This is a genomic window from Caballeronia grimmiae (assembly GCF_000698555.1).
GTDB classification, from domain to species: domain Bacteria; phylum Pseudomonadota; class Gammaproteobacteria; order Burkholderiales; family Burkholderiaceae; genus Caballeronia; species Caballeronia grimmiae.
Genome location: NZ_JFHE01000034.1, coordinates 1 through 26,551, shown reverse-complemented (window position 1 = coordinate 26,551; position 26,551 = coordinate 1). Strand labels below are relative to the sequence as shown.

Sequence of the window (26,551 nt, the reverse complement as noted above, 5' to 3'; positions counted from 1 at the left end):
TGAGGGAATCGACTGAAAGCGAAGCGTTAGAGCCGCCTGCATTGTAAGCGCACGATTCATTCCACTTCGCACTCGCCATCGTTGCACTGTTCTTTACAACGGGACGGTTGGTCGTCCCTATAATCGCGAGTCGGGCATCAACGCAAGGAATCCTCGAATGTTGGGCAAAGGCATGGTGGCAATTGGAGCATGCACGTCGATCGTACTGCTGGCAGGCTGTTCGACGAAACTCAACCGGTCGGACGAAGAGACGCTGAACGCGCAATACGGCATCACGATGCAGACGGTCAAAGGCGGCGTGGAGATGCGCCTGCCCGAGGTCGCGCTATTTGATAGCGACGACGCGAGCATCCGCAAAGGCAGCCTGCCCGCGCTGGACCGCGCCGCGACAGTATTGAAACGCAGCATGCGGCCAGTGCTGATCGAAGGCCATACGGACAACGACGGCCCGCTCGCCTATAACCAGGCCTTGTCGGAGGCGCGCGCCGAAGCGGTCGCGCGCGCGTTGATTGCGCGCGGCGTGCCGGCCGAGCGCCTGACGACGAAGGGCATGGCCTATCTGCGGCCCATCGCCAGCAACGACACGCCGCAAGGACGCGCGGCGAATCGGCGCGTCGAGATTCTCGTTCGCGCCGAAAGTGCGGACACGCTGCTCGGTCCCGCGCCGAAGAAGAAGCGCTAGCTGCCTTCCGTTTCGAGCACGAGCAATTGCGATCCGTCGGTGACCTGATCGCCGACGTCGAAGAGAATTTCGCCGATCCTGCCCGTGGCCGGCGCGACGATCGTATGCTCCATCTTCATCGCTTCCATCACGATCAGCGGCGCGCCCTTTTCCACCGATGCGCCCGGCTGCACCAGCACCGCGATGACCTTGCCGGGCATCGGCGCGGTCAGGCGCCCTTCGTGTTCGGCGTCGCCCGCATGAGCCATCAGGTTCTGCCATTCGAACGCGAATGCGGCGCCTTCTAGAAACACGTGAAAGACATCGCCGTCGGTGAAGACGTGGCCTTTGACAAGCGCATCGTCGAGTTGAACGCTGAAGGCCGTTTCCCCGCGATGCGACCAGTCGAAGCGCGCGCTTTGCCCGTCCAGTTGCAGACGCTTCTCCCCGTTCTTCGAGAAGACGGCCTTCAATGGCTTATCGGCGTCGAGCGCACGCCAGTGCAAATCCTGGCTGTAACCGCCCGACATGCGCCAGTGCGAAAGCGCATCCCACGGCGAACGGCCATGCGCCTCGCCGCCCTCGCGCGTGAGCAAGGCCGCGCAGGCAAGCGCCAGCGCCCTCTCGCGCGATACCGATGAAGGCGCGAAAAGCGCATCGTGATGACGCTCGATCAGGCCCGTGTCGAGATCGGCTTGCGAGAACGGCTCGCTTTTAACGATGCGCTGCAGGAACTCCACGTTCGTATGCAGTCCGACGATCTCGCATTGCGCGAGCGCACGCGCCATGCGAGCGAGCGCATCGCGGCGATCGCGTCCGTGCACGATCAGCTTTGCGATCATCGGATCGTAGAACGGCGTGATCGCATCGCCTTCGCGCACGCCGCTATCGATGCGCACGTCACCCTCGATCGTGAATTCGACTGCATGCGGCAATGCCAGATGCTTGAGCGTGCCCGTCGATGGCAAAAAGCCGCGCGACGGGTTCTCGGCGTACACACGTGCTTCGATCGCGTGGCCGTCCACACGCAATTCATGCTGCTGCAGAGGCAAAGGCTCGCCCGCCGCGACGCGCAATTGCCATTCGACCAGATCCAGCCCGGTCACCATTTCCGTCACAGGATGCTCGACCTGCAGGCGCGTGTTCATCTCCATGAAGTAGAACTGGCCGTCCTGCGTCATGATGAACTCGACCGTACCCGCGCCGACGTAATCCACCGCGCGCGCGGCCGCAACGGCGGCTTCGCCCATCGCGCGGCGCGTCTCATCGCTAAGACCCGGTGCAGGCGCTTCTTCAAGCACCTTCTGATGGCGGCGCTGCACGGAGCAATCGCGATCGAACAGATAGACCGCGTTACCGTGCTTGTCCGCGAACACCTGCACTTCGACATGCCTCGGCCTCAGCAAATACTTTTCGATCAACACGCGATCATTGCCGAAGCTCGACGCCGCCTCGCGCTTGCATGACGCCAGCGCCTGTGCGAAGTCCTCGCTCTTTTCCACGACGCGCATGCCCTTTCCGCCGCCGCCCGCGCTCGCCTTCAGAAGCACCGGATAGCCGATGGCGTCCGCTTCGCGCTGAAGCAGGTCGGGAGACTGATCGTCGCCGTGATAGCCGGGCACGAGCGGCACCGATGCCGATTGCATCAGCGCCTTCGCCGCCGCCTTGGAACCCATTGCGCGGATCGCTTCGACGGGCGGCCCGATAAACACGATCCCCGCCTCTTCACATGCGTTGGCGAATGCTTCGTTCTCCGATAGAAATCCATAACCGGGGTGAACGGCTTGCGCGCCGGTCTTCTTCGCCGCCTCGACGATGCGTTCTATACGCAGATAACTTTCCGATGCCGCCGATCCGCCGACATGCACCGCCTCGTCGCAGACATCGACATGCTTCGACTTCGCATCCGCGTCCGAATACACGGCGACGCTTCCGACGTTCAGGCGTTTGGCGGTCGCCGCCACGCGGCATGCGATTTCGCCGCGGTTCGCTATGAGTATTTTGTTGAACATGGACTTACATCCTGAAGACGCCGAAGCGTGTTTCCTCGATAGGCGCGTTCATCGTCGCTGCCAGCCCGAGGCCCAAGACATCGCGTGTCTGCGCGGGATCGATCACGCCGTCGTCCCACAGGCGCGCGCTTGCATAGTAGGGATGCCCCTGTACCTCGTATTGATCCCGAATCGGCGCCTTGAACGCTTCCTCGTCTTCCTTCGACCACGTGCCGCCTTTCTTCTCGATGCCATCGCGCCGCACCGTGGCGAGCACGGACGCGGCCTGTTCGCCGCCCATCACCGAGATGCGCGCGTTGGGCCACATCCACAGAAAGCGCGGTGAATACGCGCGGCCGCACATGCCGTAATTGCCCGCGCCGAACGACCCGCCGATGATGACCGTGAACTTCGGCACCTTCGCCGTCGCCACCGCGGTGACCATCTTCGCGCCATTGCGCGCGATGCCTTCGTTCTCGTATTTGCGGCCGACCATGAAGCCCGTGATGTTCTGCAGAAACACGAGCGGGATCTTGCGTTGCGCGCAGAGTTCGATGAAGTGCGCGCCCTTCAACGCCGACTCGCTGAACAAGATGCCGTTGTTCGCGACGATGCCGACCGGATGCCCCCAGATATGCGCGAAGCCGCAAACGAGCGTGGTGCCGTAGCGGGCTTTGAATTCATCGAAGGCGGAGTCGTCGACGATACGCGCGATCACTTCGCGCACATCAAAGGGCTTTCGCGTATCGACGGGAATCACGCCGTACACGCTCTGCGGGTCGTAGCGCGGCGGCAGCGGCTCTTTCAATGCAAGCGGCGCCTGCTTCACGCGATTCAGATTGCCGACGATGCTGCGCGCGATGCCGAGCGCGTGCGCGTCGTTCTGCGCGAGATGATCGACGACGCCCGACAGGCGCGTATGCACATCGCCGCCGCCGAGGTCTTCGGCGCTGACTTCTTCGCCCGTCGCGGCTTTCACCAACGGCGGGCCGCCCAAGAAAATCGTGCCTTGATTCTTCACGATGATCGATTCATCGCTCATGGCCGGCACATACGCGCCGCCCGCCGTGCACGATCCCATCACCACCGCGATCTGCGCGATGCCCTGCGCCGACATGTTCGCCTGGTTATAGAAGATGCGGCCGAAGTGATCGCGGTCGGGGAAGACATCGTCCTGATTCGGCAGGTTCGCGCCGCCGGAATCGACGAGATAGACGCATGGCAAGCGGTTCTGCTCGGCGATTTCCTGCGCGCGCAGATGCTTCTTCACCGTGACCGGATAGTACGTGCCGCCCTTGACGGTGGCGTCGTTGCAGACGATCACGCACTCCTGCCCCGCAATGCGCCCGATTCCGGTGATGATGCCCGCGCCCGGTGCTTCGTCGTTATACATGCCGTATGCAGCAAGTTGCGACAGCTCGAGGAACGGCGTGCCCGGATCGAGCAATTGCGCGATGCGATCGCGCGGCAAGAGCTTGTTGCGCGACAGATGCTTGTCGCGCGCCGCTAGCCCGCCGCCTTCCGCGATCTTCGCGACCTTCTCCTTTAGATCCGCGACGAGCGCATCGAGCGCCGCCGCGTTCGTGCGGAAATCTTCGCTGCGCGGATTCAGTTTCGATTCGATGATCGCCATGTCGCGCCTCAAGCCGTCTCGGCGAACAATTCACGGCCAATCAACATGCGGCGAATTTCGCTCGTGCCCGCGCCGATTTCATAGAGTTTGGCATCGCGCCACAGACGGCCAACCGGATATTCGTTGATGTAACCGTTGCCGCCGAGAATTTGAATCGCTTCGCCGGCCATCCACGTGGCCTTTTCGGCGGTATAGAGAATGACGCCCGCGCAGTCCTTGCGCACGCGACGCACGTGGTCGCTGCCGATCGTATCGAGCTGGCGGCCCACCGCATAGAGATACGCGCGGCATGCTTGCAGCGTCGAGTACATGTCGGCGACCTTGCCCTGAATGAGCTGGAACTCGCCGATCGACTGCCCGAACTGCTTGCGATCATGGATATAAGGCACGACAGCATCCATGCACGCGAGCATGATGCCGGTCGGTCCGCCCGCGAGCACGGCGCGTTCGTAGTCGAGACCGCTCATCAGCACTTTCGCGCCGCCGTTCAATGCGCCGAGGATGTTTTCCTTCGGCACTTCGACGTTCTCGAACACGAGCTCGCCCGTATGCGAGCCGCGCATGCCGAGCTTGTCGAGCTTCTGCGCGACGGAGAAGCCCTTCATGCCCTTCTCGACGATAAACGCGGTAATGCCCTTCGCGCCCGCTTCGATATTGGTCTTCGCATAGACGACGAGCGTGTCGCAGTCGGGGCCGTTGGTGATCCACATTTTCGTGCCGTTGAGCACGTAGTGATCGCCCTTCTCTTCGGCGCGAAGCTTCATGCTGACGACATCCGATCCCGCATTCGGCTCGCTCATCGCGAGTGCGCCGACGTGATCGCCGGATACCAGTTTCGGCAGATACTTGCGCTTCTGCGCTTCGGTCCCGTTGCGATGAATCTGGTTGACGCACAGATTCGAATGCGCGCCATACGACAGCCCGACCGACGCCGATGCCCGCGAGATTTCTTCCATCGCGATCATATGTGCGGTGTAACCCATGTTCGCGCCGCCGTATTCTTCGGAGACGGTCATGCCGAGCACGCCGAGGTCGCCGAATTTCTTCCAGAGGTCCATTGGGAACTGATCGGTGCGATCGATTTCGCCGGCGCGCGGCGCGATTTCCTTCGAGGCGAAGTTGGCGAGCGAATCGCGCAACATGTCGATGTCTTCGCCCAACGCGAAGTCGAGGCCGGGTACGGTGCTCATGGGGTGTCTCCTCCAGATGCGAATGTTTTCGGCGCGCCAATAAATGAGTATGGCTCACACTGGCCGCTCAGCCGAGAATTGGGCCAATTTCACGCTCAAATTGGCTAGCCGTCAATAGGTTTTTGAGCTACGCTCACATTTATTCCGCTTTTGCTTCCGAGCGACGTCCATGTCCACTCATTCGACCGCCACTGGCCGCCGCGCGCCCGCCGGTGTGAAATCTCAGCAGCGTGTGCGCGACATCCTGCAAGCCGGGCGCGACGTTTTCGCCGAGAAAGGCTACGACGCGGCGACGACCGCTGAAATCGCGCAGCGCGCGGGCATTTCGGAAGCGACGGTGTTTAGCTATTTCAGCGGCAAGCGCGAACTGTGCGCGCGCGTGATTGCGGACTGGTACGACGAAATCATCGATGCGTTCGAAAGCGGTTTGCCGCGCGAAGGCTCAGTGCGGCAGCAGTTCGCGTTCATCGTGAGGACGCATTTGCGGCTGATGCTCGTGAACGGCACGGGACTGTGCTCGCTGGTGCTGTCGGAGGGGCGCACGAAGCAGCACGATCTGTCGGACACGCTGACGGAATTGCAGCGCCGTTACACCGCGCCGCTGATGGAGGTGCTTGCGCGCGGACAATCGCTGGGCCACGTGCGCGGCGACGTGCCACTGCGGCTGTTGCGCTCGCTGGTGTTCGGGCCGATGGAACACGTGCTGTGGGATGCGACGCTTGCGAAGCGCCGGCTGAGTCAGGCTCAGATCGATACGACCGCGGATGAACTCATCGACGTGCTATGGGCCGCGTTGCAGCCTGCTGATGCGGAACTGGCCGCGCTGGTGCAGTTTCGGCAGGATGTGGAGGATGCGTCGCGGCGGTTCGAGGGGCGGGGAAAGCCCCCCACTACCTGACAAACCGCCTCAACACCCGCGCGATCCTCGGCACGTTCGTCGGCCGCAGCAACCGCGCGTCATACCCGCCCATGCGCCGATCGTTCTCGCCGAGACACAAATCGATCAGCGCCCCGACCGACACATCCCCCGCCACCGAATCCCCGATGTTCGCCGGAAAATTCGCATCCTGCGCCGCGCCGCTCTTGTCGAACCCGCGCGCAAGCGATATCCGGTCGCGAATCAGCGTAAGCCACACGCCCGCGGTCTTCAGCATGAACCCCGGCTTGCGATACCACGGCAAGCTGCGCCGATACCACGCCACCCAGTTCGCGAAGAACAGAATGTGCCGCGCTTCTTCCTGAATCACCGGCTCGAACGTTTCAACGAGGGCTTCCGGGAAGTATCCCGACCGGCGCGCCGCCTCGAACAAGCCGAACGCGAAGAAACTGTCGATGCACTCGCTGTATCCCGTCAGCATCCACGCACGCAGGGCATCGTCGGGAGCGGGATACGGCGGCTCGGGCGCGAGCGCGATGCCATACGCTTCCACCAGCTTCGACAGCACGATCTTGTGCCGCGCCTCCTCGCCGCCGTTCATCTGCAAAGCCTCGCGCAGAAGCGGATCGGCGACGCTCGCCGCATACGTCGCGACGCGAATCGACGCACGCCCTTCCGTCTGCACGGCGATGTCCCAGATCGGCAGCGACGTCACACGCCTGAGCGCAGCGGGCTCCAGTTTTGGCCAGTCGATGACGGCGGGCTTATAAGGATTGTGCGTCGTCAGCAGCATTTCGCAGAACATGCGCTTGTGCTGCTCGGACCCGACCGGGATCGCGCCTTCCGGCCGATAGGTCCAGTTGCGCATCGCATGATCTGCTTCGACTGGAGTGAGCGTGTCGGACATGTTCGAATAGTAGGCGGCTATTGGGAACGACCTGCGAATTCTGGCACACAGGACGCTCCAACGCAGCAAACGCACGCCTGCCGTCAATGCGAAATCTTCTCCAGCGCGATGTCGCGCGTACGCGGTCCCATCAGGCCGATCGCCGCCATCACGATCATCATCGCGCCCGCGATCAGCACGAACACGCCGGTCGTGCCGAAGCCCTTCAACACGCCCGCGATGATGAACGACGTGAAGATCGCCGAGAACCGGCTCCACGAATAGACGAAGCCGACGGCGCGCGCGCGGATGCTCGTTGGGAACAACTCGGCCTGGTACGCGTGAAAACTGTAGGACATGATGTTCGCCGACAGCGTGAGGCCCACGCCCATCGCGATCAGAAAGGCCGCATCCGACGACTGGCTGAACAGCAGCCCGCACACGATATTCGCCGCGGCCATCGTGACGATCGCCGTCTTGCGCTCGATCCTGTCGGCAATCGCAAGACCGATGATCGGCCCGATCGGCGCGGCAATCGCGATGATGCTCGAATACATCAGGCTCGAGGTCACCGTGACGCCCTGCTTGACCAGCAGCGTCGGCACCCAGTTTGCAAAGCCGTAAAAGCCGACGGTCTGGAACACGTTGAAGATGATCATCATCGTGGCGCGCTTGCCGTAGGGCGGCCGCCACATGCCCGCGAAGGAGCCGTCGTCGCGCGCACGGGACACCGGCTCGGGCGCGGCAGGCAACGGCAAGGGCTTGCCGTACTCACGCTGCACTTTGGCTTCGAGCGCGGACATCACGCGGTCGGCTTCATGGAGCCGGCCCTTTTGCGCGAGCCAGCGCGGACTCTCCGGCAGATTGCGGCGAATCCACCAGACGAAGAGCGCCCCGTGCGCGCCGATCACCACGACCCAGCGCCAGCCGTCGATGCCGAAAGGCGCACGCGGCACGAGCAGATACGCGAGGAACGCGACCACCGGCACCGCCATGAAGCCGATCGCCTGCTCGCACGCGAACGCGCGCCCGCGAATGTGCTTCGGCGCGAGTTCGGAGATGTACGTGCCGATCGTCACCAGTTCCACGCCGATGCCGATGCCCGCCACGAAGCGCCAGAAGTTGAGGCCCGTGGCGGTGTCCTGGAACGCCATCACGAGATTCGCGGCGGTGTACCAGAGCAGCGACCACGTGAAGATCGCGCGCCGGCCGAATCGGTCGGCGAGGAACCCGCATGCGACGGTGCCGATGAACAGCCCCGCAAACAGCGATGCGATAAAGCTCGCCACGCCCGTCATGCCGAAGAAGCCGGGCGTCGCGGGCGTCAGGATGCCGCTTCTCACGAGGCCCGGCGCGACGTAACCTGAATACAGCAGGTCGTATAGCTCGAAAAAGAAGCCGAGACTCAGCATGCCGATGAGCTTCCATATGCTGCGCGTCGCGGGCAGGCGGTCGAGTCGCGCTGAAATCAGCCCGGCGGAAAGCGCGGGCGTGGCGGCATCGGCGGTTGCGCGGCGTGCGGCGGCCGCGGTCGTTTGGGTCATCGGTGTCGTCTCCTGTCGGCGAGCGCGAGCTGTCGCGCATCGTTCTGGTCCGTGCAAAGTGAATGTCGCATGGCGCTGCTTTCCGCAGCATCCGGCGTCTCGCCCAAGTGTTGGCCTCTAGCGCGCGAAACGCAGGGGCGCATTCTAACCGTCTGGTTAATTGCTGATGCGCAACGATAACGAACGACCCCGTGCTCCATATCAGCGAAAGCGTGCGTCCCGGACCCGTCACCCGCTGAAGATCGGCGCAAAATTAGGAACGAAACACTTGTGTTTAAGCGAAGAAATGTTCTAAAGCACCGCTATCGGTGCTTTCACTAGGTCCCGTACTATTTTGGCTTGGTAACCTTCTGCCGATTCTGCGCGGACACGATCCGCCGAATGCCCGCCGTCCGGCGCTCCCGAGCGATCAAGACCGATCCGCACCGGCGCCGGCCGCACCCGGAATGAGACCTTTCGGGCTGAACCGACCATCCTTTGGAGTTAACAAGTGAAGAAACTGCTTGCCGCCTTGTCGATGTCCCTTCTCGCCGCCACGTCGTTCACCGCCGTCACGGCGCACGCCAAGGACTATTCGACGATCCGCTTCGGCGTCGACGCAAGCTATCCCCCGTTTGAATCGAAGGGTTCGGATGGCAAGCTGGTCGGTTTCGACATCGATCTCGGCAATGAAATCTGTGCGCGCCTGAAGGCGAAGTGCGTATGGGTCGAGAACGACTTCGACGGCATGATCCCCGCGCTGAAGGCGAAGAAGTTCGACGGCGTCCTCTCGTCGATGTCGATGACCCCGCAACGCGCCGAGCAGATTGCCTTCTCGAGCAAGCTCTTCAACACCCCGACGCGCCTCGTCGCGAAGAAAGGCAGCAACATCCTGCCGACGGCTGAAAGCCTGAAGGGCAAGAACGTGGGCGTCGAACAGGGCACCATCCAGGAAACCTACGCGAAGACCTACTGGGCGCCGAAGGGCGTGACCGTCACGCCGTATCAGAACCAGGACCAGGTCTATGCCGACCTGACCTCGGGCCGTCTGGATGCCGCATTGCAAGACGCGGTGCAGGCCGAGCTCGGCTTCCTGAAGACGCCGCGCGGCGCGGGCTATGACTTCGCGGGCAAGGATCTCGTCGATGCGAAGATTCTCGGCAACGGCGCGGGCATCGGTCTGCGCAAGGAAGACACCGACCTGAAGGCGAAGATCGACAAGGCCATCGCCGACATCATCAAGGACGGCACCTACAAGAAGATCGAGAAGAAGTACTTCGACTTCGACGTGTACGGCGGCTGATCGCTTCTTACACAGCTTGTCGACGGGCTCCGCGCTTCACTGCGCGGAGCCCGTTTCGTTTTGTGAGCCGGCGCGCGCGGCACGAGCGCGCGCCTCCCGCGCTGCCGATTTCGGCTAAGATCGAACGTCTGAAGCAGCGCCGGCGGACAGAGACACCTCGGCGCGGGATTCGTCCGGTTCAGCAACCCACAGAGGCAAGACCTCGCGCACTCGCGTGCGCGCGAACACTATGCAGACTAGAACTCATCAACTGATCTCGCCGACGCTCGGCACCTCCCGCAGCATCACGAGTTTTCATTACGGCCCGGGCGGCGGACAAAAAATCTATATCCAGTCGTCGCTGCATGCGGATGAACTGCCGGGCATGCTGGTCGCGTGGAAGCTGCGCCGCCAGCTTGCCGCACTCGAAGCCGCCGGCAAGCTGCGCGGCGAAGTGGTGATCGTGCCGGTGCCGAATCCGATCGGCCTGAGCCAGTTTTTGCACGGCAATCTGCTCGGCCGCTTCGAGAGCAATAGCGGCCACAACTTCAACCGCAATTTCCACGATCTCGCCGCGCTGATCGCCCCGCGCATCGAAGCGCGCCTGTCGAACGACGCCGACGCGAACCGCCTCGCCGTGCGCGCCGCGATGAAGGAAGCGCTCGACGAGCAAACGCCGCGCACCGAGCTGGAATCGCAACGCCTCGCGCTGCAGAAGCTCTCGTATGACGCCGATGTCGTGCTCGATCTGCACTGCGACCTCGACGCCGCGCTGCATCTGTACACCAACCCGGACATCTGGGACGAAGTGGAGCCGCTCGCGCGCTATCTCGATGCGAAGGCGTCGCTGCTTGCGCTGAACTCGGTCGGCAATCCGTTCGACGAGATTCACAGCTTCTGCTGGTCGGACCTGCGTGCGCGTTACGGCGAACGCTTCCCGATCCCGAACGGCGGCATTTCGGTGACGGTCGAACTGCGCAGCCAGCACGACGTATCGCATGAACTCGGCGACAAGGACGCGCAGGCTATCGTCAACTACATGATCCACCGCGGCGTGATCGATGCGCCCGCCGTCGAGCCGCCGCCGCTCGCGTACCCGGCGACGCCGCTTGCAGGCGCCGAGCCGATCGTCGCGCCGGTGTCAGGCGTGCTCGTGTTCCGCGCGCAAGTGGGCGCATACGTCGATGCGGGCGAAGCCATCGCCGATGTCATCGATCCGATCACCGACACCGTCACCACGCTCAAGTGCACGACGTCCGGCGTGATGTATGCCCGGCAGATCATGCGCTTCGCGTCGGCGGGGCTGGAAGTCGCGCGCATCGCGGGGGCGAAGGCTTATCGCACGGGCTCGCTGCTGTCCGCGTAAAGCGGCGTCAGAAACCCACGAGACCGCACTGCGCGGCGGCGACACGCCAGCCGCCGGCGGTTTCGCCCCACGTTCGCGTGTAGCGCAGGCTGCCCGCGAACGGCGCACCGGCGAAGGTGCCGGACAGCGCCACGCGCGTCACCGTCACCGCGAACGCGCCATACACGCGAATGCTCTGCTCCTCCACATCGAGCCTGTCGATGCGCTGCATGCCATAGCGATGGCCGTTCAGGTCATCGGCCTTGGTCCACACCTTGCCGGTCGCATCGACGAAGCTGAGGTCATCGGCCAATAGCGCATCGAGCGCCTTCACGTCCGACGACAACATCGCCTGCCTGAGCTGCTCTTCCAGTTCGCGGATACCTTTTTCGTCCATGATCTCGCTCGCGGTGATCGAACCGCCAGCATACCCGCGCGCGCGTGCACACAGTCGAGTGCGCTTCGCCAGCCCCGTTGCACGCGCGATACAGCCGACGCCGCCGACGGCGCTGTCACATGTCTTTCTTCAACGGCCGCTACATTTGCGCCCGTCGCCGCCACGCGCCATTCAGAGCGCGACGCGCCGCCGACGCGCGCTGTTTCGTCACTGCCGCCGCTCTCGTAGCTGCCGCAGCATTGCGCAGCGCGACTACCCACCGCGAACCAACTCACGGAGCTTGTTTTGAAGAAGAATCTTTTGGCAGCCGCCGCGCTCGCCGCATTCGCCTGCATCGCGACGTCCGCGCATGCTCAAAGCAGCGTGACGCTGTACGGCATCATCGACGCCGGTATCAGCTACGCCAACAACAGCGCGACGCGCACCGGCAGCGATCATCTGTTCAAGTACGACGACGGCGTGGCCCAGGCCAGCTGCTGGGGCCTGCGCGGCGCGGAAGATCTGGGCGGCGGCCTGAAGGCGATCTTCGTGCTGGAGAACGGCTTCAACAGCGGCACCGGCGCGCTCGGTCAGGGCGGCGCGGAATTCGGCCGTCAGGCGTATGTCGGCATTTCGAAGAACGATGTAGGCTCCGTCACGTTCGGCCGTCAATACTCGTTCTCGACCGATTATCTCGGCTCGGCCTATTCGATCGGCGGCCAGACCGTCGCGGGCAACTACGCGTATCACATCAACGACGTCGATCAGCTCACGTCGAGCCGCATCAACAACGCGGTCAAGTTCAGCAGCGCGAGCTTCTACGGCGTGACCTTCGGCGCAATGTACGGCTTCTCGAATCAGGCGGGCGCATTCGCCGGCGCGCCGAACACGACGGTCGGCACCACGACGGTCGCGGGTTCGTCGCGTGCATACAGCTTCGGGCTGAACTACAAGGCGGGCCCGTTCGGCATCGGCGCGGCCTATACGGACATCCGCTTCCCCGGAGCGTCGACGCCCGCGTTCAGCACGACGATCGCGAACATCGCGACGGGCGGCGCGAAGGACCTGCGCACGTTCGGCGTCGGCGCGAACTATGCGTTCGGCGCAGCGACGGTGTTCGGCCTGTGGACCAACACGCGCTTCGAACCGGTCGCGGGCAACAGCTCAAAGTTCAACGCGTACGAAATTGGCGGCAAGTATGCGGTCACGCCGGCGTTCACGGCGGGCCTCGGCTACACGTACATGAACCTGTCGGATGCGTTCCAGGGCCACTGGCATCAGATCGATGCAAGCGCGGATTACGCGCTCAGCAAGCGCACCGATGTCTATGCGCTCGCGATCTACCAGAAGGCGTCGGGCGCGAATCGCGGCGTCGAGAACCAGGCGCAGATCGGCTCCGCTTCGAGTTACTTCGGCACGTCGGGCGCGGGTGAAAACAACCAGCTCGCGTTCCGCATCGGCGTGCGCCACAAGTTCTGATCGCGCGTTGAACAACGCATGAAAAACGGGCCGCGCATGCGGCCCGCTCTCGTTCAAACGCGCTTCACTTGCCCTTCTTGCCGCTGGTTTCCGCCTTGTACTGCTCGAGGCGCTCGTTCATCAACTTGCGAATCGCGCGGCCGATCTGCATGTAATCGCTCTCGTTGAGATTGGCGAGCGACACGCGCCCCGACGGATGCTGCGTGCCGAAGCCCCGCCCCGGCAGCAGCACGACACGCGCTTCCTTCGCGAGCCTGAACAGCAGTTCGGATGGCTGAGTATTCTTCAACATCCACTCGACATACTCGCGGCCATGCATGCGCTCGCCGATGTATTCGGCATCGAGAATGGTGTAGTAATCGACGAGATTCTTGTCGTCGTCTTCGAGCGGAATGCCAAGCTCACGATATAGCGCCTGCTTGCGGTTGCGGATGAGACGCTTCAACGCGTTCTTGTACGCGTCGGGCGTGTCCATCAGCGCGAAAAGCGAGAACAGCACCATCTGCACTTGCTGCGGCGTCGACAGGCCCGCCGTGTGATTCAGCGCGACGGTGCGGCTGTCCGCCACAAGACGGTCGATGAACTTGAGCTTGTCAGGCTCCGTCGTGATCGATTCATAGCGTTCATGGAGAATTGCTTTCTGCTCGTCGGGCAGCGCGGCGAGTTGCTCGTCGAAGATGTTCTCCTGATGCGTCGCAATGGTGCCGAGCCGCCAGCCCGTTGCGCCGAAATACTTCGAATACGAATACACGAGAATGGTGTTCTTCGGGCAAAGCGTGAAAAGCGAGACGAAGTCATCGGCGAAGGTGCCGTACACGTCGTCGGTCAGGAGAATGAGATCGGGCCTTTCCTTGACGATCTCCGCAATATACGCGAGGCTTTCGTCGTCCATTTTCACGGACGGAGGATTGCTCGGGTTCACGAGAAAGAACGCCTTGATCTTCGGATCGCGCAGCTTGTCCAGTTCCTCTTTCGAGTATTGCCAGCCCTGCTCGACCACTGCGTTGATATTCACCACCTCCAGCTTGTAATCGTTCAGACGCGGAATCTCGATGTACGGCGTGAAGATCGGCACGCCGAGCGCGATGGTATCGCCCGGCTTGATGAGGAAGTTCTCGCGCATCGTGTTGAAGATATACGTCATCGCCGCCGTGCCGCCTTCGACCGCGAAGATGTCGAAATCGCCGACGAACGGATGCTTGCCGATCATCTCCCGCCGCAGGTACTGTCCGACGATTACTTCGGATAACTTAAGCATCCGGTCGGGCACCGGATAATTTGATGCCAGGATGCCTTCGCACATCTCGTAGAGAAATTCGCCGGCGTTCAGGCCGAGCTGATCGCGCACATACGAAACGGCGCCGAAAAGGAAGTCGATGCCCGGCGTGCCCTTGTTCTCACGCGCGAAAATTTCGAAGCGCTCTTCCAGACCTTCGTGCTTCGGAAAACCGCCGATGCCTTCGGGCATATAGGCGAACGAGCGCTCCGACTCGCGCATCGCGAAGAGACCGAGTTGCCAGAAACCATGACGCGGGATCGTCGCGAGAAAATTCGGATTGCCGCGCCCCGCATTGAGCATGGAGACATTCGCCGGGCGTTCCACGACGCCGCCGCCTGCCGCCTTGATGAGTTCGTCCTTGAGTTCAAACGGGCTGAGCGAGGCCATCGCGGCGCGATTGTCGGAACCGGACTTAGAGGACTTTGACATCCAACACCCCCACAATTGAGCAATCAAACGGGAAGAAAACACGAGAAGCGGAAGCCCTCCGCCCTCAGGTCAGAAGCATCACGATGACCATCCCCCAGATCGTCAGCAGCGTATTGCCGACTGCATAGGTGACGGTGTAGCCGAGGCCCGGCACCTGGCTCTTCGCGGCATCGCAGATCATTCCGAGCGCGGCGGTCGTCGTGCGCGCGCCCGCGCAAATGCCGAGCAGGATCGCGGGATGGAACTTGAACACGTACTTGGCGATGTACATGCCGATGATGAGCGGCACCGACGACGCGAAAATGCCCCATAAAAACAGGCTCACGCCGAGCTTTTGCAGCCCCGCGACGAAGCCCGGCCCCGCCGAGATGCCGACCACCGCGATGAACACATTCAGCCCGACCGAGTTCATGAACCAGATCGTCGGCGACGGGATGCGGCCGAAAGTCGGATGGATCGCGCGCAGCCAGCCGAACACGATGCCCGCGATCAACGCGCCGCCCGCCGTCGACAGCGTGATCGGAATCGCGCCGAAGCGGATGACGACGGCGCCGATCAGCGCGCCCAGCGTGATGGCGAGGCCGACGAACGCCATGTCGGCCGCATCGCTCGGCCGGTCGATGACGCCGACCGCGTTCGCCACCGCGGTCGTGTCCTGCGTGCGGCCGACGATCGTCACCGTGTCGCCGCGATACAGCTTCGTGCTCGGCAGCACGGGAATGGGCGTTTCAGTCGCGCCGCGCTTGATCTTGCGGATGAACACGCCACGCGCGCCCGGCGTCTGCGCAAGTTCGGCGAGCGTCCTGCCTTCGATGCGCTTGTTGGTCAGATAGATATCAACGCCTTCGACCGGCACGGCCAGCAGTTCCGCATCGTCCACTTCGGTGGCCGCGCCGCCCAGCAGATCGACGAGTTGCTCGCGCCGCCCGACGACCGCGACGACATCGCCCGGCTGCAACACGTCGTCGAGCTTCGCTTCCTGGATCGCGCCATTGCGGCGGATGCGCTCGATGAAGAGTCGCGCGCCGCCGGGTAGCATCGCTTCCGCTTGTCCGACCGTCAGGCCGACGGCCCGCCCGTGATCCGCCACGCGATACGCACGCAACGAGAACTGATGCCAGCCCGAACCCGCGCCGTCCAGTTCCGCCGTTCCGCCGCCGAGTTGCTTCTCGTAGTCCTTGCAAGCCGCGACGAGATCGATGTTCAAGAGCTTCGGTCCGAGCATCGCGAGGATCACCGCCGAGCCGATCGTTCCGTAGATGTACGTGACGGCATAGGCAGTGGGCATCGCGTCGAGCAGCGCCTTGGTTTCGTCGGGCGGCAGGCCGAGCCGGTTGATCGCGTCGGTGGCGAGCCCCATCGAGGCTGAAATGGTCTGCGATCCGGCGAACAGTCCCGCCGCCGAGCCGATGTCATAGCCGGCCATTTTTGCGGCGGCATACGGCGCGGCAAGACAAAGCACGCATTGAATGACCGAGAACAGCGCCTGCGGCAAGCCATCTTTTGCAATGCCGCGCACGAATTGCGGACCGACGCCGTAGCCCACGGCGAACAGGAACATCAGGAAGAAGACCGCCTTGACGTTCGGTGAGATGGTGATGCCCAGTTGCCCGATCGCGATGGCCGCGAGCAGCGTAGCCGTTACAGCGCCCAGACTGAATCCCTTGAAGGTCTTGCCGCCGACCCAGTACCCGATGCCCAGTGACAGAAAGATGGCGATTTCCGGGTAAGCGCGCAGCGTTTGCGTAAGCCACGACATATGCACTCCTTTACGCGAGAATCCTCGCGACCGTTACGTGCCTCGTGAGCACGAAAGAAACGAAGGAAACGAGCGGGCTGACAGACGCGATGCCATCGGTGCCGGCCGGCTTGGCGTGTCAAGGAATTGTCGAAGATGCGTTGGATCGTTCATGAAACGAACCCGGCATGCAAGGTTGAGCGTATTGGCGCCGATGCCTTCGCATATTCTTATGCGACGCATTCAGCAGACTGGAAGTCATCAATACACTACTTTCAGGGCGCGGTAGAGTCGAAATTCGATAATTTCAATATGCGTTTATATAGGCGGAATCGTTGCGAGATGCGGTCTTGTTTTACTTCGGATGCCGAATTATTTACGCCCAAAACAAAACAGCGGCCGAAGCCGCTGTTTTTACTTACTCCGCCGTTTCGAGCAGCGGGTAATCCGTATAACCTTCCGGTCCGGGCGCATAGAACGTGGACGTGTCCGGATCATTCCATTGGGCATCCAGTTCGAGGCGGCGCACGAGATCCGCATTGGCGATGAACGGCTTGCCCCATGCCACCGCGTCGGCGTCGCCGCGTGCGATGATCGCTTCGGCGCTCTGCTTCGTGAACTTCTCGTTGGCGATATAAACGCCGCCAAATGCCTTCTTCAACTGCGGTCCGAGGCTATCCGGACCTTCCGCCTCGCGCGCCGCGATGAACGCGATCTTGCGCTTGCCCAGCTCGCGTGCAACATAACCGAAGGTCGCGGCGCGATCGCTGTCGCCCATCGTGTGGGAATCGGCGCGCGGTGCGAGGTGCATGCCGACGCGCTCGGCGCCCCACACTTCGATACACGCATCGGTCACTTCGAGCATCAGGCGTGCGCGGTTTTCGATCGGGCCGCCGTACGTATCGGTGCGCTTGTTGGTGCTGTCCTGCAGGAACTGGTCGAGCAGATAGCCGTTCGCGCCGTGCACTTCCACGCCATCGAAGCCCGCGCGCTTTGCATTTTCCGCGCCCTTGCGATACGCCGCCACGATGCCCGGAATTTCATCCAGTTCGAGTGCGCGCGGCGTGGCATAAGGACGCTGCGGACGCACGAGACTCACGTGACCCTCAGCCGCGATCGCGCTCGGTGCAACAGGCAACTCGCCATTGAGGAAGACCGGATCGGAAATGCGGCCCACGTGCCACAGTTGCAGCACGATCAGACCGCCTGCGTCGTGGACTGCCTTCGTCACGAGCTTCCAGCCTTCGACTTGTTCGTCGGACCAGATGCCGGGGGTATCGGCATAACCGAGACCTTGCGGCGTGACCGACGTAGCCTCGGTGATGATGAGACCCGCCGATGCGCGGTCTGCGTAGTACTGCGCCATGAGCGCGTTCGGCACGCGTTCGACGCCTGCGCGCTGGCGCGTGAGCGGCGCCATGACGATGCGGTTCTTGAGCGACAGCGCGCCCACTTTCAGCGGATCGAAAAGAGTCGGCATAACGGAAGGCGTCCTAATTAAGTTGTAAGGATGCTGTCACCGCGAAGGCGCTTCAGCTGCTCAGAGATTCTCCATGGAATCGCGGAACGCCTGAATGACCGCCTCGTCGCGCTTGAAGAACACCCATTGCCCTACGCGCCTGGTGGTGACGAGCCCTGCTTTGTGAAGAGTCGCGAGATGCGCCGAAACGGTGGACTGCGACATGCCGCAGCGCCCATCGATCTGACCCGCGCAGACGCCGTGCGACATCGGCATTTCCTGATTAGGGAAATGCCGTTCCGGCTCCTTCAGCCATTCGAGAATCTCGCGGCGAAGGGGGTTGGCGAGGGCCTTGTGAATTGCGTCGATGTCCATTTCGTTGCTCGTGCGTCTGACGGCCGGCACGCGAAGCCGCGCGTACCGAATCGTCTTGATGCGAAGTATATATCGTGATTTTCCGATATGCAAGGAACGGACGATTCGCTCGAAGACGGCCGTCTGGTAATCTCCGCGTTTTCCCTGCCGTCATTCGGAACGATCAGCTTATGGATACACCCTTCAACGAACGCGGCGTCACCCTGTCGCGCGCCGGCCTGTCGGCTTCGGGCCAGATGATTCCGCTGCGCGAGCTGCGCGCCGCGCGGGTCGTGAAGATCGAGCGCAAGAAGCCGCTGCCGGTCGGCCTCGCGGTCATCGGCGTCGTGGCGCTCGGCGCGGGTATCGCGACCGGCGCGGGCGCGGCGCTCGTGCTCGGCGTGATGATCGCTGTGGTCGGTTATTTGTCGTGGATCACGCAGGACGTCATCTATCAGCTGATGGTGTCGACATCCGACGGAGAACGCGAGGTGCTCATCACGAAGGATCAGGAATTCGCGGACCGCGTGGCCGCGCTCGTCGGCGAAGCGGTCGCGAAACACGCGCAAACGGCCGCCGCGCGCCCGCAGGCGTGATGCAGGGCGCGCGGCGAGCGGGTGTCAGCGCAGGTTCAGCGGCTCGACATGCCAGATCTCGCGCGCATACTCCGCAATCGTGCGGTCGGACGAGAATATGCCCATGCCCGCGACGTTCTCGATCGCGCTCTTCGTCCACGCTTCCTTGTCGCGGAACTTGAGGTCGACTTCGCTTTGCGTCTTGTCGAAGCTGGCGAAGTCGGCGAGCACCATGTAGTGATCGCCCCAATCCACGAGCGTGTGGAAGATGTCGTAGAAGCGGTGCGGCTCTTCCGGCGAGAAGTGCCCGAGCCGGATCTGGTCCAGCGCAAGCTTGAGTTCCGCGTTCTCCTCGTAGATCTGCCGCGGCCGATACCCCGCCGCGCGCAGCGATTCGATCTCGTCCGTCGTGTTGCCGAAGATGAAGATGTTCTCGCGCCCGACGGCATCGCATATCTCGATGTTCGCGCCATCCAGCGTGCCGATGGTCAACGCCCCGTTCAGCGCGAGCTTCATGTTGCCGGTGCCGGACGCTTCGGTGCCGGCCATCGAAATCTGCTGTGACAGGTCGGCCGCCGGAATGATGAGCTCCGCGACGCTCACGCCATAGTTCGGAATGAAGCCGACCTTCAGCCGGTCGCCGACGAGCGGGTCCGCGTTGATGCGCTTGGCGACATCGTTGATGAGCTTGATGATGTTCTTCGCCATCTTGTACGCCGACGCCGCCTTGCCCGCGAACATCACCACGCGGGGCGTCCAGTCCTGCTCCGGATTCTCGCGGATGCGGTTGTAGCGCACGATCACATACAGGATGTTGAGCAACTGCCGCTTGTATTCGTGGATGCGCTTCACCTGAAGATCGAAGAGCGCTTCCGGATTGATGATCGCGTTGGCATCGCGTTTCGCGCGTTCGACGAGACGCAGCTTGTTCGCGAACTTCGCTTCGTGAAATGCCTTGCGGAACTCGGGATCATCGCGCCATTCGCGCAGCCGGCCGAGTTCGAAAAGATCGGTGCGCCAGCGCGTGCCGAGCCGCTTGTCGATCAGCGAGGACAACGACGGACTCGCCTGCGCAAGCCAGCGTCGCGGCGTGATGCCGTTCGTCACGTTGGTGAAGCGCTCGGGATACATGCGCGCGAAGTCGGAGAAGATGTTCTGCACCATCAGTTGCGAATGCAGCTTGGAGACGCCGTTCACCTTCTGGCTCGCGACGATCGCAAGATGCGCCATCCGCACGCGGCGCTGGCCGAATTCATCGACGAGGGAGATGCGGCGAATCAGCTCGACGTCGCGTCCGAACTTCTCCGTGACCTGCTTGAGGAATTGCGCGTTGATCTCGAAGATGATCTCGAGATGACGCGGCAACAGACGCGCGAGCATTTCGACGTCCCACGTTTCGAGCGCCTCGGGCATCAGCGTGTGATTCGTGTACGAGAACATCTGCTGCACGAGCTTCCACGCCTTGTCCCAGGGCACATGATGCGTATCGACGAGCAGGCGCATCAGTTCGGGAATCGCGAGCACGGGGTGCGTATCGTTCAGATGCACCGAGACCTTTTCCGCGAGCCGCCCGAAATGCGTATGCGTGCGCTGATAGCGGCGGATCAGGTCCTGCATCGTCGCGGAGACGAAGAAATATTCCTGACGCAGCCGCAGTTCTCGGCCGGCCTGGGTCGAATCGTCCGGATAGAGCAGACGCGACACATGCTCCGACGTGTTCTTCGCTTCCACTGCGCGACGATAATCGCCCTGATTGAACGCGGAGAGATCGAATTCGTCGGTGGCGCGCGCGGACCACAGGCGCAGCGTGTTCGTCGCGGTCGTCGCGTAGCCGGGGATGACCGTGTCGTAGGCCATCGCGTTCACGTGCTCGGTATCGATCCAGTCGGTGCGATCGCCATGCTGCACGGTACGTCCGCCGAAATGCACGGTGTAGACCACTTCGGGCCGCGGAAACTCCCACGGATTGCCCGCGCGCAGCCAGTAATCGGGCATTTCGACCTGATTACCCTCGACGATCGTTTGCCGGAACATGCCATATTCGTAACGGATGCCATAGCCGAAGCCGGGCACGCCGACCGTCGCCATCGAATCCAGGAAACAGGCCGCGAGCCGCCCGAGGCCGCCATTGCCGAGCGCGGCGTCGGGTTCCAGTTCCTCAAGCGTGGCCAGATCGACGCCGAGCGAGGCGAGCGCATCGCGCACTTCGTCGTGTATGCCGAGCGCAAGGAGCGCATTCGTGAAGGTCCTGCCGATGAGAAACTCCATCGACAGGTAATAGACGCGCTTGACGTCCTGTTCGTACTGCTGGCGCGTGGTGCGCATCCAGCGCGCGACCAGACGGTCACGCACCGCGAGCTCCGCAGCATGCAGCCAGTCGCGCGGCTGCGCGGTCGCCGCATCTTTGCCGACGCCGTACATCAGGCGGTTCGAGATGGAGCGCCGCAGCGCATCGACGGTGCTGTTGAGCTGGTCGAATTCCAGGTCGACGGATGTCATCGATACCTCCAGTGTTTGCATCTTAGGTTACGCCACTTTTATTTTTTTTGGTACGACGAGACGCGCGATGGTTCCCCGCCGCGCAACAAAATGCGCATCGGTAATTATTATTTCGTCGTCCGAATAGAATTTTTCTAGATGCTGCGCCAATGACAGCCGCGTGAAGTTCGAAGCCTAGAATGCGGGGCAATGCACTCTTTCCGCTCGGTGCGCAATATGCGAGCCAGCGTCCGTTAGACTCGCAGGTTCGCAATCATGCACCGGAACGAGGCTCACGATGTACAAGAAAGGCGTGGTGATCGAAATCCAATTTCCGCCCGAGCGTCTCAACGACGCCGCTGGCGATCCGTACTGGATCGATCTCACACTCGACGAAGCCCGCCGCCTTCATGCGCAACTGGCAAGGCGCTTCGCCAGCGAAAGCGACGCCCGCGCGAATCAGCCGCTCGACACCTTCTCGATCGAATAGCACGCTGTGCACGGTTGAACAAGACGAAGGACCCTCTAGCGCGGATACTGCGCGGTTTCCGTTCGCCGCTTTCCACCAGTGCCGCTCATGTTCTCGTTGCTCACCGCGCCTGTGTTCGTGTTCCTCTGGACGACCGGCTTCATCGTCGCCCGGGCGATCACGCCTTACGTCGATCCCAATCTCTACCTGCTCGCACGCTTTACCGGGACGGCGATCCTGTTCGTCGTGCTGGCGCTCATCGCGCGAGTGCGCTGGCCGACGGGCCGCGACGCCCTTCGCCAGATGGTCGCGGGTGCGCTGCTGCAAGGCGTGTACCTCGGCGCGAGCTACTGGGCCGTCGCGCGTGGCCTCGGCGCGGGCGTGATGGCGCTGCTCGGCGCGTTGCAGCCGCTTCTGACCGCCGCTTTCGCCGCGCGTCTTTTCGGCGAAAAACTCTCGGCGCGCGCTTGGAGCGGCCTCGCGCTCGGTCTGCTCGGCGTCGCACTGGTGCTCGCGCCGAAGCTCGCAGGAAGCGCCCCATCCGCCGCGCATACGGCCGATACCGCCCCGCAATGGCTCGTGATCACGGTCGCGGTCTTCGCCGTTTTTGCGATCACGGCCGGCACGCTCTATCAGAAGACTTCGCTGGCGAACGCGGACATCCGCAGCGCGAGCGCGTTGCAAAACGCGGGCGCGGCGATCGTCGCGGCGGTGCTGGCCGTATCGCTGGGCGAGCACCGCTTCATTGGCTCCATGACGACGTGGCTCTCGCTCGCGTGGGGCATCGTCATGCTCTCCGGCGTCGCGACGACGCTGCTCGTGTGGATGGTCCGGCGCGGCGACGCATCGCGGGCGACCGCCCTGCTGTTCCTCGCGCCGCCGCTCGCGGCCATCGAAAGCTATGTCGCGTTCGGTGAAACGCTCGGCGCGATCCAGATCGCGGGCTTCGGCGTCGCGCTGGCGGGCGTGCTGCTCGCGAGATCGAAGTGATCAATCGACGTTGTTCGCTGCCGCCGGCACCTGCTGGCGCGCGGCTTTTCCCGGCCCGGGCGACCACGCCGGCCGCGTCTTTCGCGCCGTATCGATGACGACCAGATAATGGCCGGCCCACGACGTCGTCTGACGATTGGGCTTCAGCACCCACATGGATTGCCCTTCGGCGGCGCGCGCTTCGTACTGCGCATCCAGAATGCCGTGATGATCGAAGAACGCGTTGAGCGTCGACGGAATGCGCACGCAACCCTTCGAATGACGCATGCCGAGCACCGGCTCGAGCTTCTCGGGATCGGTGGCGTGCATCTGAAAGCGCATCGGCGAGACGCCGCCCTTGCCCCAGCCGCGTTCGCCCTCGGTCCAGCCGAAGTCGTAGATGCGCATGTCGCGCGCCCCGTAGCCGCGAATCTTGAACTCGTTGAGCGTGCCTTCCGCGCGAAAGTCCATGTTGCCGGGCACGTGCTGGAACACGCCGAGCGGCGTCAGGAAATGATCGTATGAGCCGGGGCGTCCCGTCGATACCGGCGATGCGCCGATCATCGACCACGCATCGCCCGGCTTCGCACGGAAGTATATGAACAGCGCCTGCACGTTCTCCGCGCGATCGACGAGCACGACGAACTCGTTCGCGAGATCGCCGTGACCGTTTTCGTCGAGCGCATGCTGGAGCGCGCGGCCATAAGCCTGCTGATCGGCGGCCGGGATGGTGAGCCGGCGATCGACTTCCTGCGCGAAGGTTTGTCGCATCGCGTAGGCGCCTTTGGGCGCGAGGCCCGATCGCTGCGCGGCGTTCGGTTCCGGCGCTTCGGGCGGAAGCGGCACTTCCGGCGCGGCGGTTTCGGATGCGGCGGTTTCGGATGCCGCGCTCGCTGCCGACGCCGCTTCGGCTGCTGAAGCGGCAGATGCAGCTTCCGACACCGACGCCGCCGACGCCGGCGACGCCGCCGGAGCCGCCGGAGCCGCCTGCGGCGGTATCGGCACGGGCATCGCGGGAAGCGCCCGCGCCGGCGCGCTTGCTGCGTGCGGCGCACTGGCGCCGTGGGGCAGCGGAGGCGCGGGCGGCATCGCGACGCGCCCTTGGGCGACCGTCTCTGACGCCGACGCCGCCTGCTGCGCCTTTGCCTGCGCCGTCATCAGACACAAGACCGCGAGCGCCGTAACCCCGGTTTTTCGTGCGCCGAATGGCGTCTTGTTGTTTCCTGCGTGCTGCATTGATTGATCCGCTTGACCTTCAGACGACGGACGAATGCGATGATCGTCCGCTTCGAACGATGAACATTAAATGCGTCCACCGGAAGCTGATTCAAGCAAGCTTCGTTCCGCCGCAGTGCGGGCGGCTCAGAGTCCGTTGCACGACATGCTGGAGAGATTCGGATACGCGTTCGGCCAATCCCCGGCCATCGCGGATTGCGCGGCTTTGAGCGTAATGTCGCCCGTGCAGACGCAGCGCTTGAGATACACCGCGAGCCGTTCCTTGCGACGCTGCCCGGCGCGGCCTTCCCATCGCCGCAGATCGAGATTGGCCGCCGCGTTCGGCGAGCCGCCGAGAATCACCGGCATGCGGTGATCGAGCGCATATTCCGAACCGAACGATGCATCGATGCCACGCTGTTTAAGCAGCCGGTCCTTCTGGCGCATCTGCATCTCGAAGGACGGCAGCACGCGATCGACATAGCCCGGCACGCAGATCGTATCGACAATGGTGGATTGCGTGACGCGCGCATCGAGCCAGTCGGCCCGCTGCGCGCGAGCCGTGCCGCCGCCGAACACCGCGACGAGCGCAATGACCGCCGACGATGCCGCTCGACCAACGCGGCGGCGGCGATCAACGCCGCGCTGAATGACGGATGGGTCGCTTCGATTCATGCCTCGATGAAATTGGTCAAGCGGATGCGCGGCCATCGCACGGCCGCGAGTTATTGCGACGAACGGTGGTTCAATTAGAACACACGATCGCGGGGGCGCGAGCCGCGCGATTCAGACCGACAAGCGTGCGACTGCGGCATCCAGCGCCGCTTCGAGTGCGCGGGCCTCGCGGGCGAAGGCTGCGAATGCCACGTCGATATTCGCGTCGTCTTCGCCGTTGCGGTCCTCGTCGATGGCGCGTTCGCAGTTGCGCTGAAGCACGACGCAGGCCTGCATGAAGGGCGTCGCGCCGATGACCGCCGCCGCGCCTTTCATCCGATGCGCGATGTCGCGCAACAATGCGTAGTCGCAGGCGTCCATCGCGGCGCGGGCGTCGTCGATGTCCTGGGCGTTGGCGGACCGCAAGGTATCGATGAGCGTAGCGGCCTGGTCACCGAAAGCGCCCAGCGTGGCCTCATCGAAGACGGGGGCGCGGTGCGGGGGTGTCGACGGTGGTGCCGGCATGTCTTGCGATTCTTGCGTGTTCCGCACGCCAAGCCCGGCCCCCGCGCCCACGACCGACAACACCGCATCCTTCAGCTCATCGAGCGCGATCGGCTTGACGAGGCACATCGTCATCCCCGCCGCCACGGCCCGCGACGCCGCCTCCGGCAGCGCGTTCGCCGTCAGCCCGATGATCGGCATTCCTCCCGCGCCCGGTGCTCGTTGCGCTTCTTCCGTGCGGATCGCCTGCGCGAGTTCTTCGCCGCTCATGCCCGGCATCGAGCAATCGGTGACGATCACGTCGAACGCACCGGGATCGCTGCGCCAGCGTGCCAGCGCGCTGCGCCCGTCCGCTTCGCAATGCGTCGCGCCGCCCAGGAGCCTGATTTGTCCATCCAGCACGATGCGGTTCGCCGGATGATCGTCGACGATCAGCACGCGTACGCCTGCCAGCGCCCGGTGCACGTCGGCCACCGCCTCGCGCGGCGCGATCGCTTCGGCGTGCTCCGCTTGCGCCGCCGGAAACGCGACGCGCACCGTGAACCGCGTGCCCTTCCCCGGCTCGCTCGACAGCTCAATGTTGCCGCCCATCATCTCGACCAGCCGCTTGCAAATGGTCAGCCCGAGCCCCGTGCCGCCGAAGTGCCGCGCGCCGCCGTCGTGGGCCTGCACGAACGGCGTAAAGAGCGAAGCCTGCCGTTCCGGCGGAATGCCGATGCCCGTATCCGCCACCGCGAGCGTCAACGTGCGCATGCCGTCGCGCGACGGAGCGACGGCGTAGGTGAGCGTCACCGCGCCGCGATCCGTGAACTTGATCGCGTTCGACAGCAGATTGCCGACGACCTGCCGCAAGCGCTGTCCATCGGCCAATATCCACGCGGGACCGGCGTCGCCGTCACGCTGCACGACGAGCGCGATGCCCTTCGCGCGCGCAGCCGGCTCGTAGATCGACGCGACGCTCGCGATCCACGCCTCGATGTCCATCGGCGCAGGCACGAGCACGAGGCGCTCCGCTTCGATCTTCGCGACATCGAGCAGATCGTCGATCATGCCGAGCAGATCGCACGCGGCGTGATGCGCGGTCTGGAGCGAGCGCTTGGTCGTGGCGGCTTCGCCCGGCGCGCGCAGTTCGAGTTCGAGCAGGCCCAGCACGGCATTCATCGGCGTGCGGATTTCATGGCTCAT

The 26,551-nt window shown here is 63.4% G+C and carries 22 protein-coding genes; 8 read left to right on the top strand and 14 right to left on the bottom strand.

Going from position 1 to position 26,551, the window contains the following annotated elements:
- The first annotated feature begins 157 nt into the window (after positions 1-157).
- Positions 158-682 (top strand): OmpA family protein, encoded by a 525-nt coding sequence (locus tag BG57_RS24335; protein ID WP_035968935.1) that lies wholly within the window; start codon positions 158-160, stop codon positions 680-682.
- Here BG57_RS24335 and BG57_RS24330 read toward each other — a convergent pair.
- Genes BG57_RS24330 through BG57_RS24320 form a run of 3 tightly spaced genes read right to left on the bottom strand, consistent with a single transcriptional unit; the run spans position 679 to position 5,475 of the window.
- The gene (locus BG57_RS24330; RefSeq protein ID WP_035968934.1) at positions 679-2,673 is read right to left on the bottom strand and encodes an acetyl/propionyl/methylcrotonyl-CoA carboxylase subunit alpha; all 1,995 of its coding nucleotides are present in this window, start codon (positions 2,671-2,673) and stop codon (positions 679-681) included. The two genes, BG57_RS24335 and BG57_RS24330, sit on opposite strands and share 4 nt — an antisense overlap.
- A gap of 4 nt (positions 2,674-2,677) precedes the next feature.
- On the bottom strand, positions 2,678-4,285 hold the full coding sequence (locus BG57_RS24325; protein WP_035968933.1) for a carboxyl transferase domain-containing protein: 1,608 nt from the start codon (positions 4,283-4,285) through the stop codon (positions 2,678-2,680).
- An 8-nt stretch (positions 4,286-4,293) separates the two neighbouring features.
- Positions 4,294-5,475, bottom strand: a complete 1,182-nt coding sequence (locus BG57_RS24320; protein WP_035968931.1) for an isovaleryl-CoA dehydrogenase — start codon at positions 5,473-5,475, stop codon at positions 4,294-4,296.
- Positions 5,476-5,644: 169 nt separating this feature from the next.
- Between BG57_RS24320 and BG57_RS24315 the strand changes: the two genes are divergently transcribed.
- A complete protein-coding gene (locus tag BG57_RS24315) occupies positions 5,645-6,373 on the top strand; it encodes a TetR/AcrR family transcriptional regulator (protein WP_035968928.1) in 729 nt (242 codons plus the stop codon).
- Here BG57_RS24315 and BG57_RS24310 read toward each other — a convergent pair.
- Together BG57_RS24310 and BG57_RS24305 are read right to left on the bottom strand one after the other, a co-directional pair.
- A complete protein-coding gene (locus BG57_RS24310) occupies positions 6,366-7,259 on the bottom strand; it encodes a ferritin-like domain-containing protein (protein WP_035968927.1) in 894 nt (297 codons plus the stop codon). The genes BG57_RS24315 and BG57_RS24310 overlap by 8 nt on opposite strands.
- An 83-nt stretch (positions 7,260-7,342) precedes the next feature.
- Complete coding sequence (locus tag BG57_RS24305; RefSeq protein WP_035968925.1) at positions 7,343-8,782, bottom strand: MFS transporter; 1,440 nt, start codon at positions 8,780-8,782, stop codon at positions 7,343-7,345.
- A 490-nt stretch (positions 8,783-9,272) separates the two neighbouring features.
- Between BG57_RS24305 and BG57_RS24300 the strand changes: the two genes are divergently transcribed.
- Together BG57_RS24300 and BG57_RS24295 are read left to right on the top strand one after the other, a co-directional pair.
- Complete coding sequence (locus tag BG57_RS24300; RefSeq protein ID WP_035968924.1) at positions 9,273-10,064, top strand: ABC transporter substrate-binding protein; 792 nt, start codon at positions 9,273-9,275, stop codon at positions 10,062-10,064.
- A gap of 229 nt (positions 10,065-10,293) precedes the next feature.
- The gene (locus BG57_RS24295) at positions 10,294-11,409 is read left to right on the top strand and encodes a succinylglutamate desuccinylase/aspartoacylase family protein (RefSeq protein WP_035968922.1); all 1,116 of its coding nucleotides are present in this window, start codon (positions 10,294-10,296) and stop codon (positions 11,407-11,409) included.
- A 7-nt stretch (positions 11,410-11,416) separates the two neighbouring features.
- Here the strand turns inward: BG57_RS24295 and BG57_RS24290 are convergent, their stop codons facing one another.
- Entirely contained in the window at positions 11,417-11,785 is a 369-nt protein-coding gene (locus BG57_RS24290; protein WP_035968920.1) for a nuclear transport factor 2 family protein, read from the bottom strand.
- A gap of 285 nt (positions 11,786-12,070) precedes the next feature.
- On the opposite strand from BG57_RS24290, the gene BG57_RS24285 reads away from it, so the two are divergent.
- Entirely contained in the window at positions 12,071-13,243 is a 1,173-nt protein-coding gene (locus tag BG57_RS24285; RefSeq protein WP_035968918.1) for a porin, read from the top strand.
- A gap of 64 nt (positions 13,244-13,307) precedes the next feature.
- On the opposite strand, the gene BG57_RS24280 is transcribed toward BG57_RS24285, so the two are convergent.
- The 4 genes from BG57_RS24280 to BG57_RS24265 form a co-directional block, all read right to left on the bottom strand.
- Entirely contained in the window at positions 13,308-14,951 is a 1,644-nt protein-coding gene (locus BG57_RS24280; protein WP_035968916.1) for a bifunctional aspartate transaminase/aspartate 4-decarboxylase, read from the bottom strand.
- Between the two features lie 64 nt (positions 14,952-15,015).
- Entirely contained in the window at positions 15,016-16,710 is a 1,695-nt protein-coding gene (gene aspT, locus BG57_RS24275) for an aspartate-alanine antiporter (protein ID WP_035968914.1), read from the bottom strand.
- A gap of 397 nt (positions 16,711-17,107) precedes the next feature.
- A complete protein-coding gene (locus BG57_RS24270) occupies positions 17,108-18,169 on the bottom strand; it encodes an alkene reductase (RefSeq protein WP_035968911.1) in 1,062 nt (353 codons plus the stop codon).
- 60 nt (positions 18,170-18,229) lie between these two features.
- Positions 18,230-18,523 (bottom strand): ArsR/SmtB family transcription factor, encoded by a 294-nt coding sequence (locus BG57_RS24265; protein ID WP_035968991.1) that lies wholly within the window; start codon positions 18,521-18,523, stop codon positions 18,230-18,232.
- Between the two features lie 170 nt (positions 18,524-18,693).
- Here BG57_RS24265 and BG57_RS24260 point away from each other — a divergent pair, with 170 nt between their 5' ends.
- Positions 18,694-19,098, top strand: coding sequence for a DUF6232 family protein (locus BG57_RS24260; protein ID WP_035968910.1), 405 nt, complete (start codon positions 18,694-18,696; stop codon positions 19,096-19,098).
- A gap of 24 nt (positions 19,099-19,122) precedes the next feature.
- On the opposite strand, the gene BG57_RS24255 is transcribed toward BG57_RS24260, so the two are convergent.
- Complete coding sequence (locus BG57_RS24255) at positions 19,123-21,576, bottom strand: glycogen/starch/alpha-glucan phosphorylase (protein WP_035968989.1); 2,454 nt, start codon at positions 21,574-21,576, stop codon at positions 19,123-19,125.
- A 277-nt stretch (positions 21,577-21,853) separates the two neighbouring features.
- Between BG57_RS24255 and BG57_RS24250 the strand changes: the two genes are divergently transcribed.
- Both BG57_RS24250 and BG57_RS24245 read left to right on the top strand, forming a co-directional pair.
- Positions 21,854-22,045, top strand: a complete 192-nt coding sequence (locus tag BG57_RS24250; RefSeq protein ID WP_035968909.1) for a hypothetical protein — start codon at positions 21,854-21,856, stop codon at positions 22,043-22,045.
- An 87-nt stretch (positions 22,046-22,132) separates the two neighbouring features.
- Positions 22,133-23,014: a DMT family transporter gene (locus BG57_RS24245; RefSeq protein WP_035968907.1), complete on the top strand. Its 882-nt coding sequence runs from the start codon at positions 22,133-22,135 to the stop codon at positions 23,012-23,014.
- Here the strand turns inward: BG57_RS24245 and BG57_RS24240 are convergent, their stop codons facing one another.
- The 3 genes from BG57_RS24240 to BG57_RS24230 form a co-directional block, all read right to left on the bottom strand.
- A complete protein-coding gene (locus BG57_RS24240; protein WP_035968906.1) occupies positions 23,015-24,229 on the bottom strand; it encodes a L,D-transpeptidase in 1,215 nt (404 codons plus the stop codon).
- Positions 24,230-24,355: 126 nt separating this feature from the next.
- The gene (locus BG57_RS24235; protein WP_035968986.1) at positions 24,356-24,883 is read right to left on the bottom strand and encodes a hypothetical protein; all 528 of its coding nucleotides are present in this window, start codon (positions 24,881-24,883) and stop codon (positions 24,356-24,358) included.
- Positions 24,884-24,994: 111 nt separating this feature from the next.
- The coding region (locus tag BG57_RS24230; RefSeq protein WP_035968904.1) for an ATP-binding protein at positions 24,995-26,551 on the bottom strand (1,557 nt) is incomplete at its 5' end.

Coding starts and splice junctions, on each gene's coding strand:
- BG57_RS24330 (WP_035968934.1), bottom strand. CDS start 2,673: ATGTTCAACAAAATACTCATAGCGAACCGCGGCGAAATCGCATGCCGC.
- BG57_RS24255 (WP_035968989.1), bottom strand. CDS start 21,576: ATGACATCCGTCGACCTGGAATTCGACCAGCTCAACAGCACCGTCGAT.
- BG57_RS24260 (WP_035968910.1), top strand. CDS start 18,694: ATGGATACACCCTTCAACGAACGCGGCGTCACCCTGTCGCGCGCCGGC.
- BG57_RS24295 (WP_035968922.1), top strand. CDS start 10,294: ATGCAGACTAGAACTCATCAACTGATCTCGCCGACGCTCGGCACCTCC.
- BG57_RS24315 (WP_035968928.1), top strand. CDS start 5,645: ATGTCCACTCATTCGACCGCCACTGGCCGCCGCGCGCCCGCCGGTGTG.
- BG57_RS24290 (WP_035968920.1), bottom strand. CDS start 11,785: ATGGACGAAAAAGGTATCCGCGAACTGGAAGAGCAGCTCAGGCAGGCG.
- BG57_RS24280 (WP_035968916.1), bottom strand. CDS start 14,951: ATGTCAAAGTCCTCTAAGTCCGGTTCCGACAATCGCGCCGCGATGGCC.
- BG57_RS24265 (WP_035968991.1), bottom strand. CDS start 18,523: ATGGACATCGACGCAATTCACAAGGCCCTCGCCAACCCCCTTCGCCGC.
- BG57_RS24235 (WP_035968986.1), bottom strand. CDS start 24,883: ATGAATCGAAGCGACCCATCCGTCATTCAGCGCGGCGTTGATCGCCGC.
- BG57_RS24245 (WP_035968907.1), top strand. CDS start 22,133: ATGTTCTCGTTGCTCACCGCGCCTGTGTTCGTGTTCCTCTGGACGACC.
- BG57_RS24305 (WP_035968925.1), bottom strand. CDS start 8,782: ATGACCCAAACGACCGCGGCCGCCGCACGCCGCGCAACCGCCGATGCC.
- BG57_RS24335 (WP_035968935.1), top strand. CDS start 158: ATGTTGGGCAAAGGCATGGTGGCAATTGGAGCATGCACGTCGATCGTA.
- BG57_RS24240 (WP_035968906.1), bottom strand. CDS start 24,229: ATGCAGCACGCAGGAAACAACAAGACGCCATTCGGCGCACGAAAAACC.
- BG57_RS24320 (WP_035968931.1), bottom strand. CDS start 5,475: ATGAGCACCGTACCCGGCCTCGACTTCGCGTTGGGCGAAGACATCGAC.
- BG57_RS24270 (WP_035968911.1), bottom strand. CDS start 18,169: ATGCCGACTCTTTTCGATCCGCTGAAAGTGGGCGCGCTGTCGCTCAAG.
- aspT (WP_035968914.1), bottom strand. CDS start 16,710: ATGTCGTGGCTTACGCAAACGCTGCGCGCTTACCCGGAAATCGCCATC.
- BG57_RS24310 (WP_035968927.1), bottom strand. CDS start 7,259: ATGTCCGACACGCTCACTCCAGTCGAAGCAGATCATGCGATGCGCAAC.
- BG57_RS24250 (WP_035968909.1), top strand. CDS start 21,854: ATGTACAAGAAAGGCGTGGTGATCGAAATCCAATTTCCGCCCGAGCGT.
- BG57_RS24325 (WP_035968933.1), bottom strand. CDS start 4,285: ATGGCGATCATCGAATCGAAACTGAATCCGCGCAGCGAAGATTTCCGC.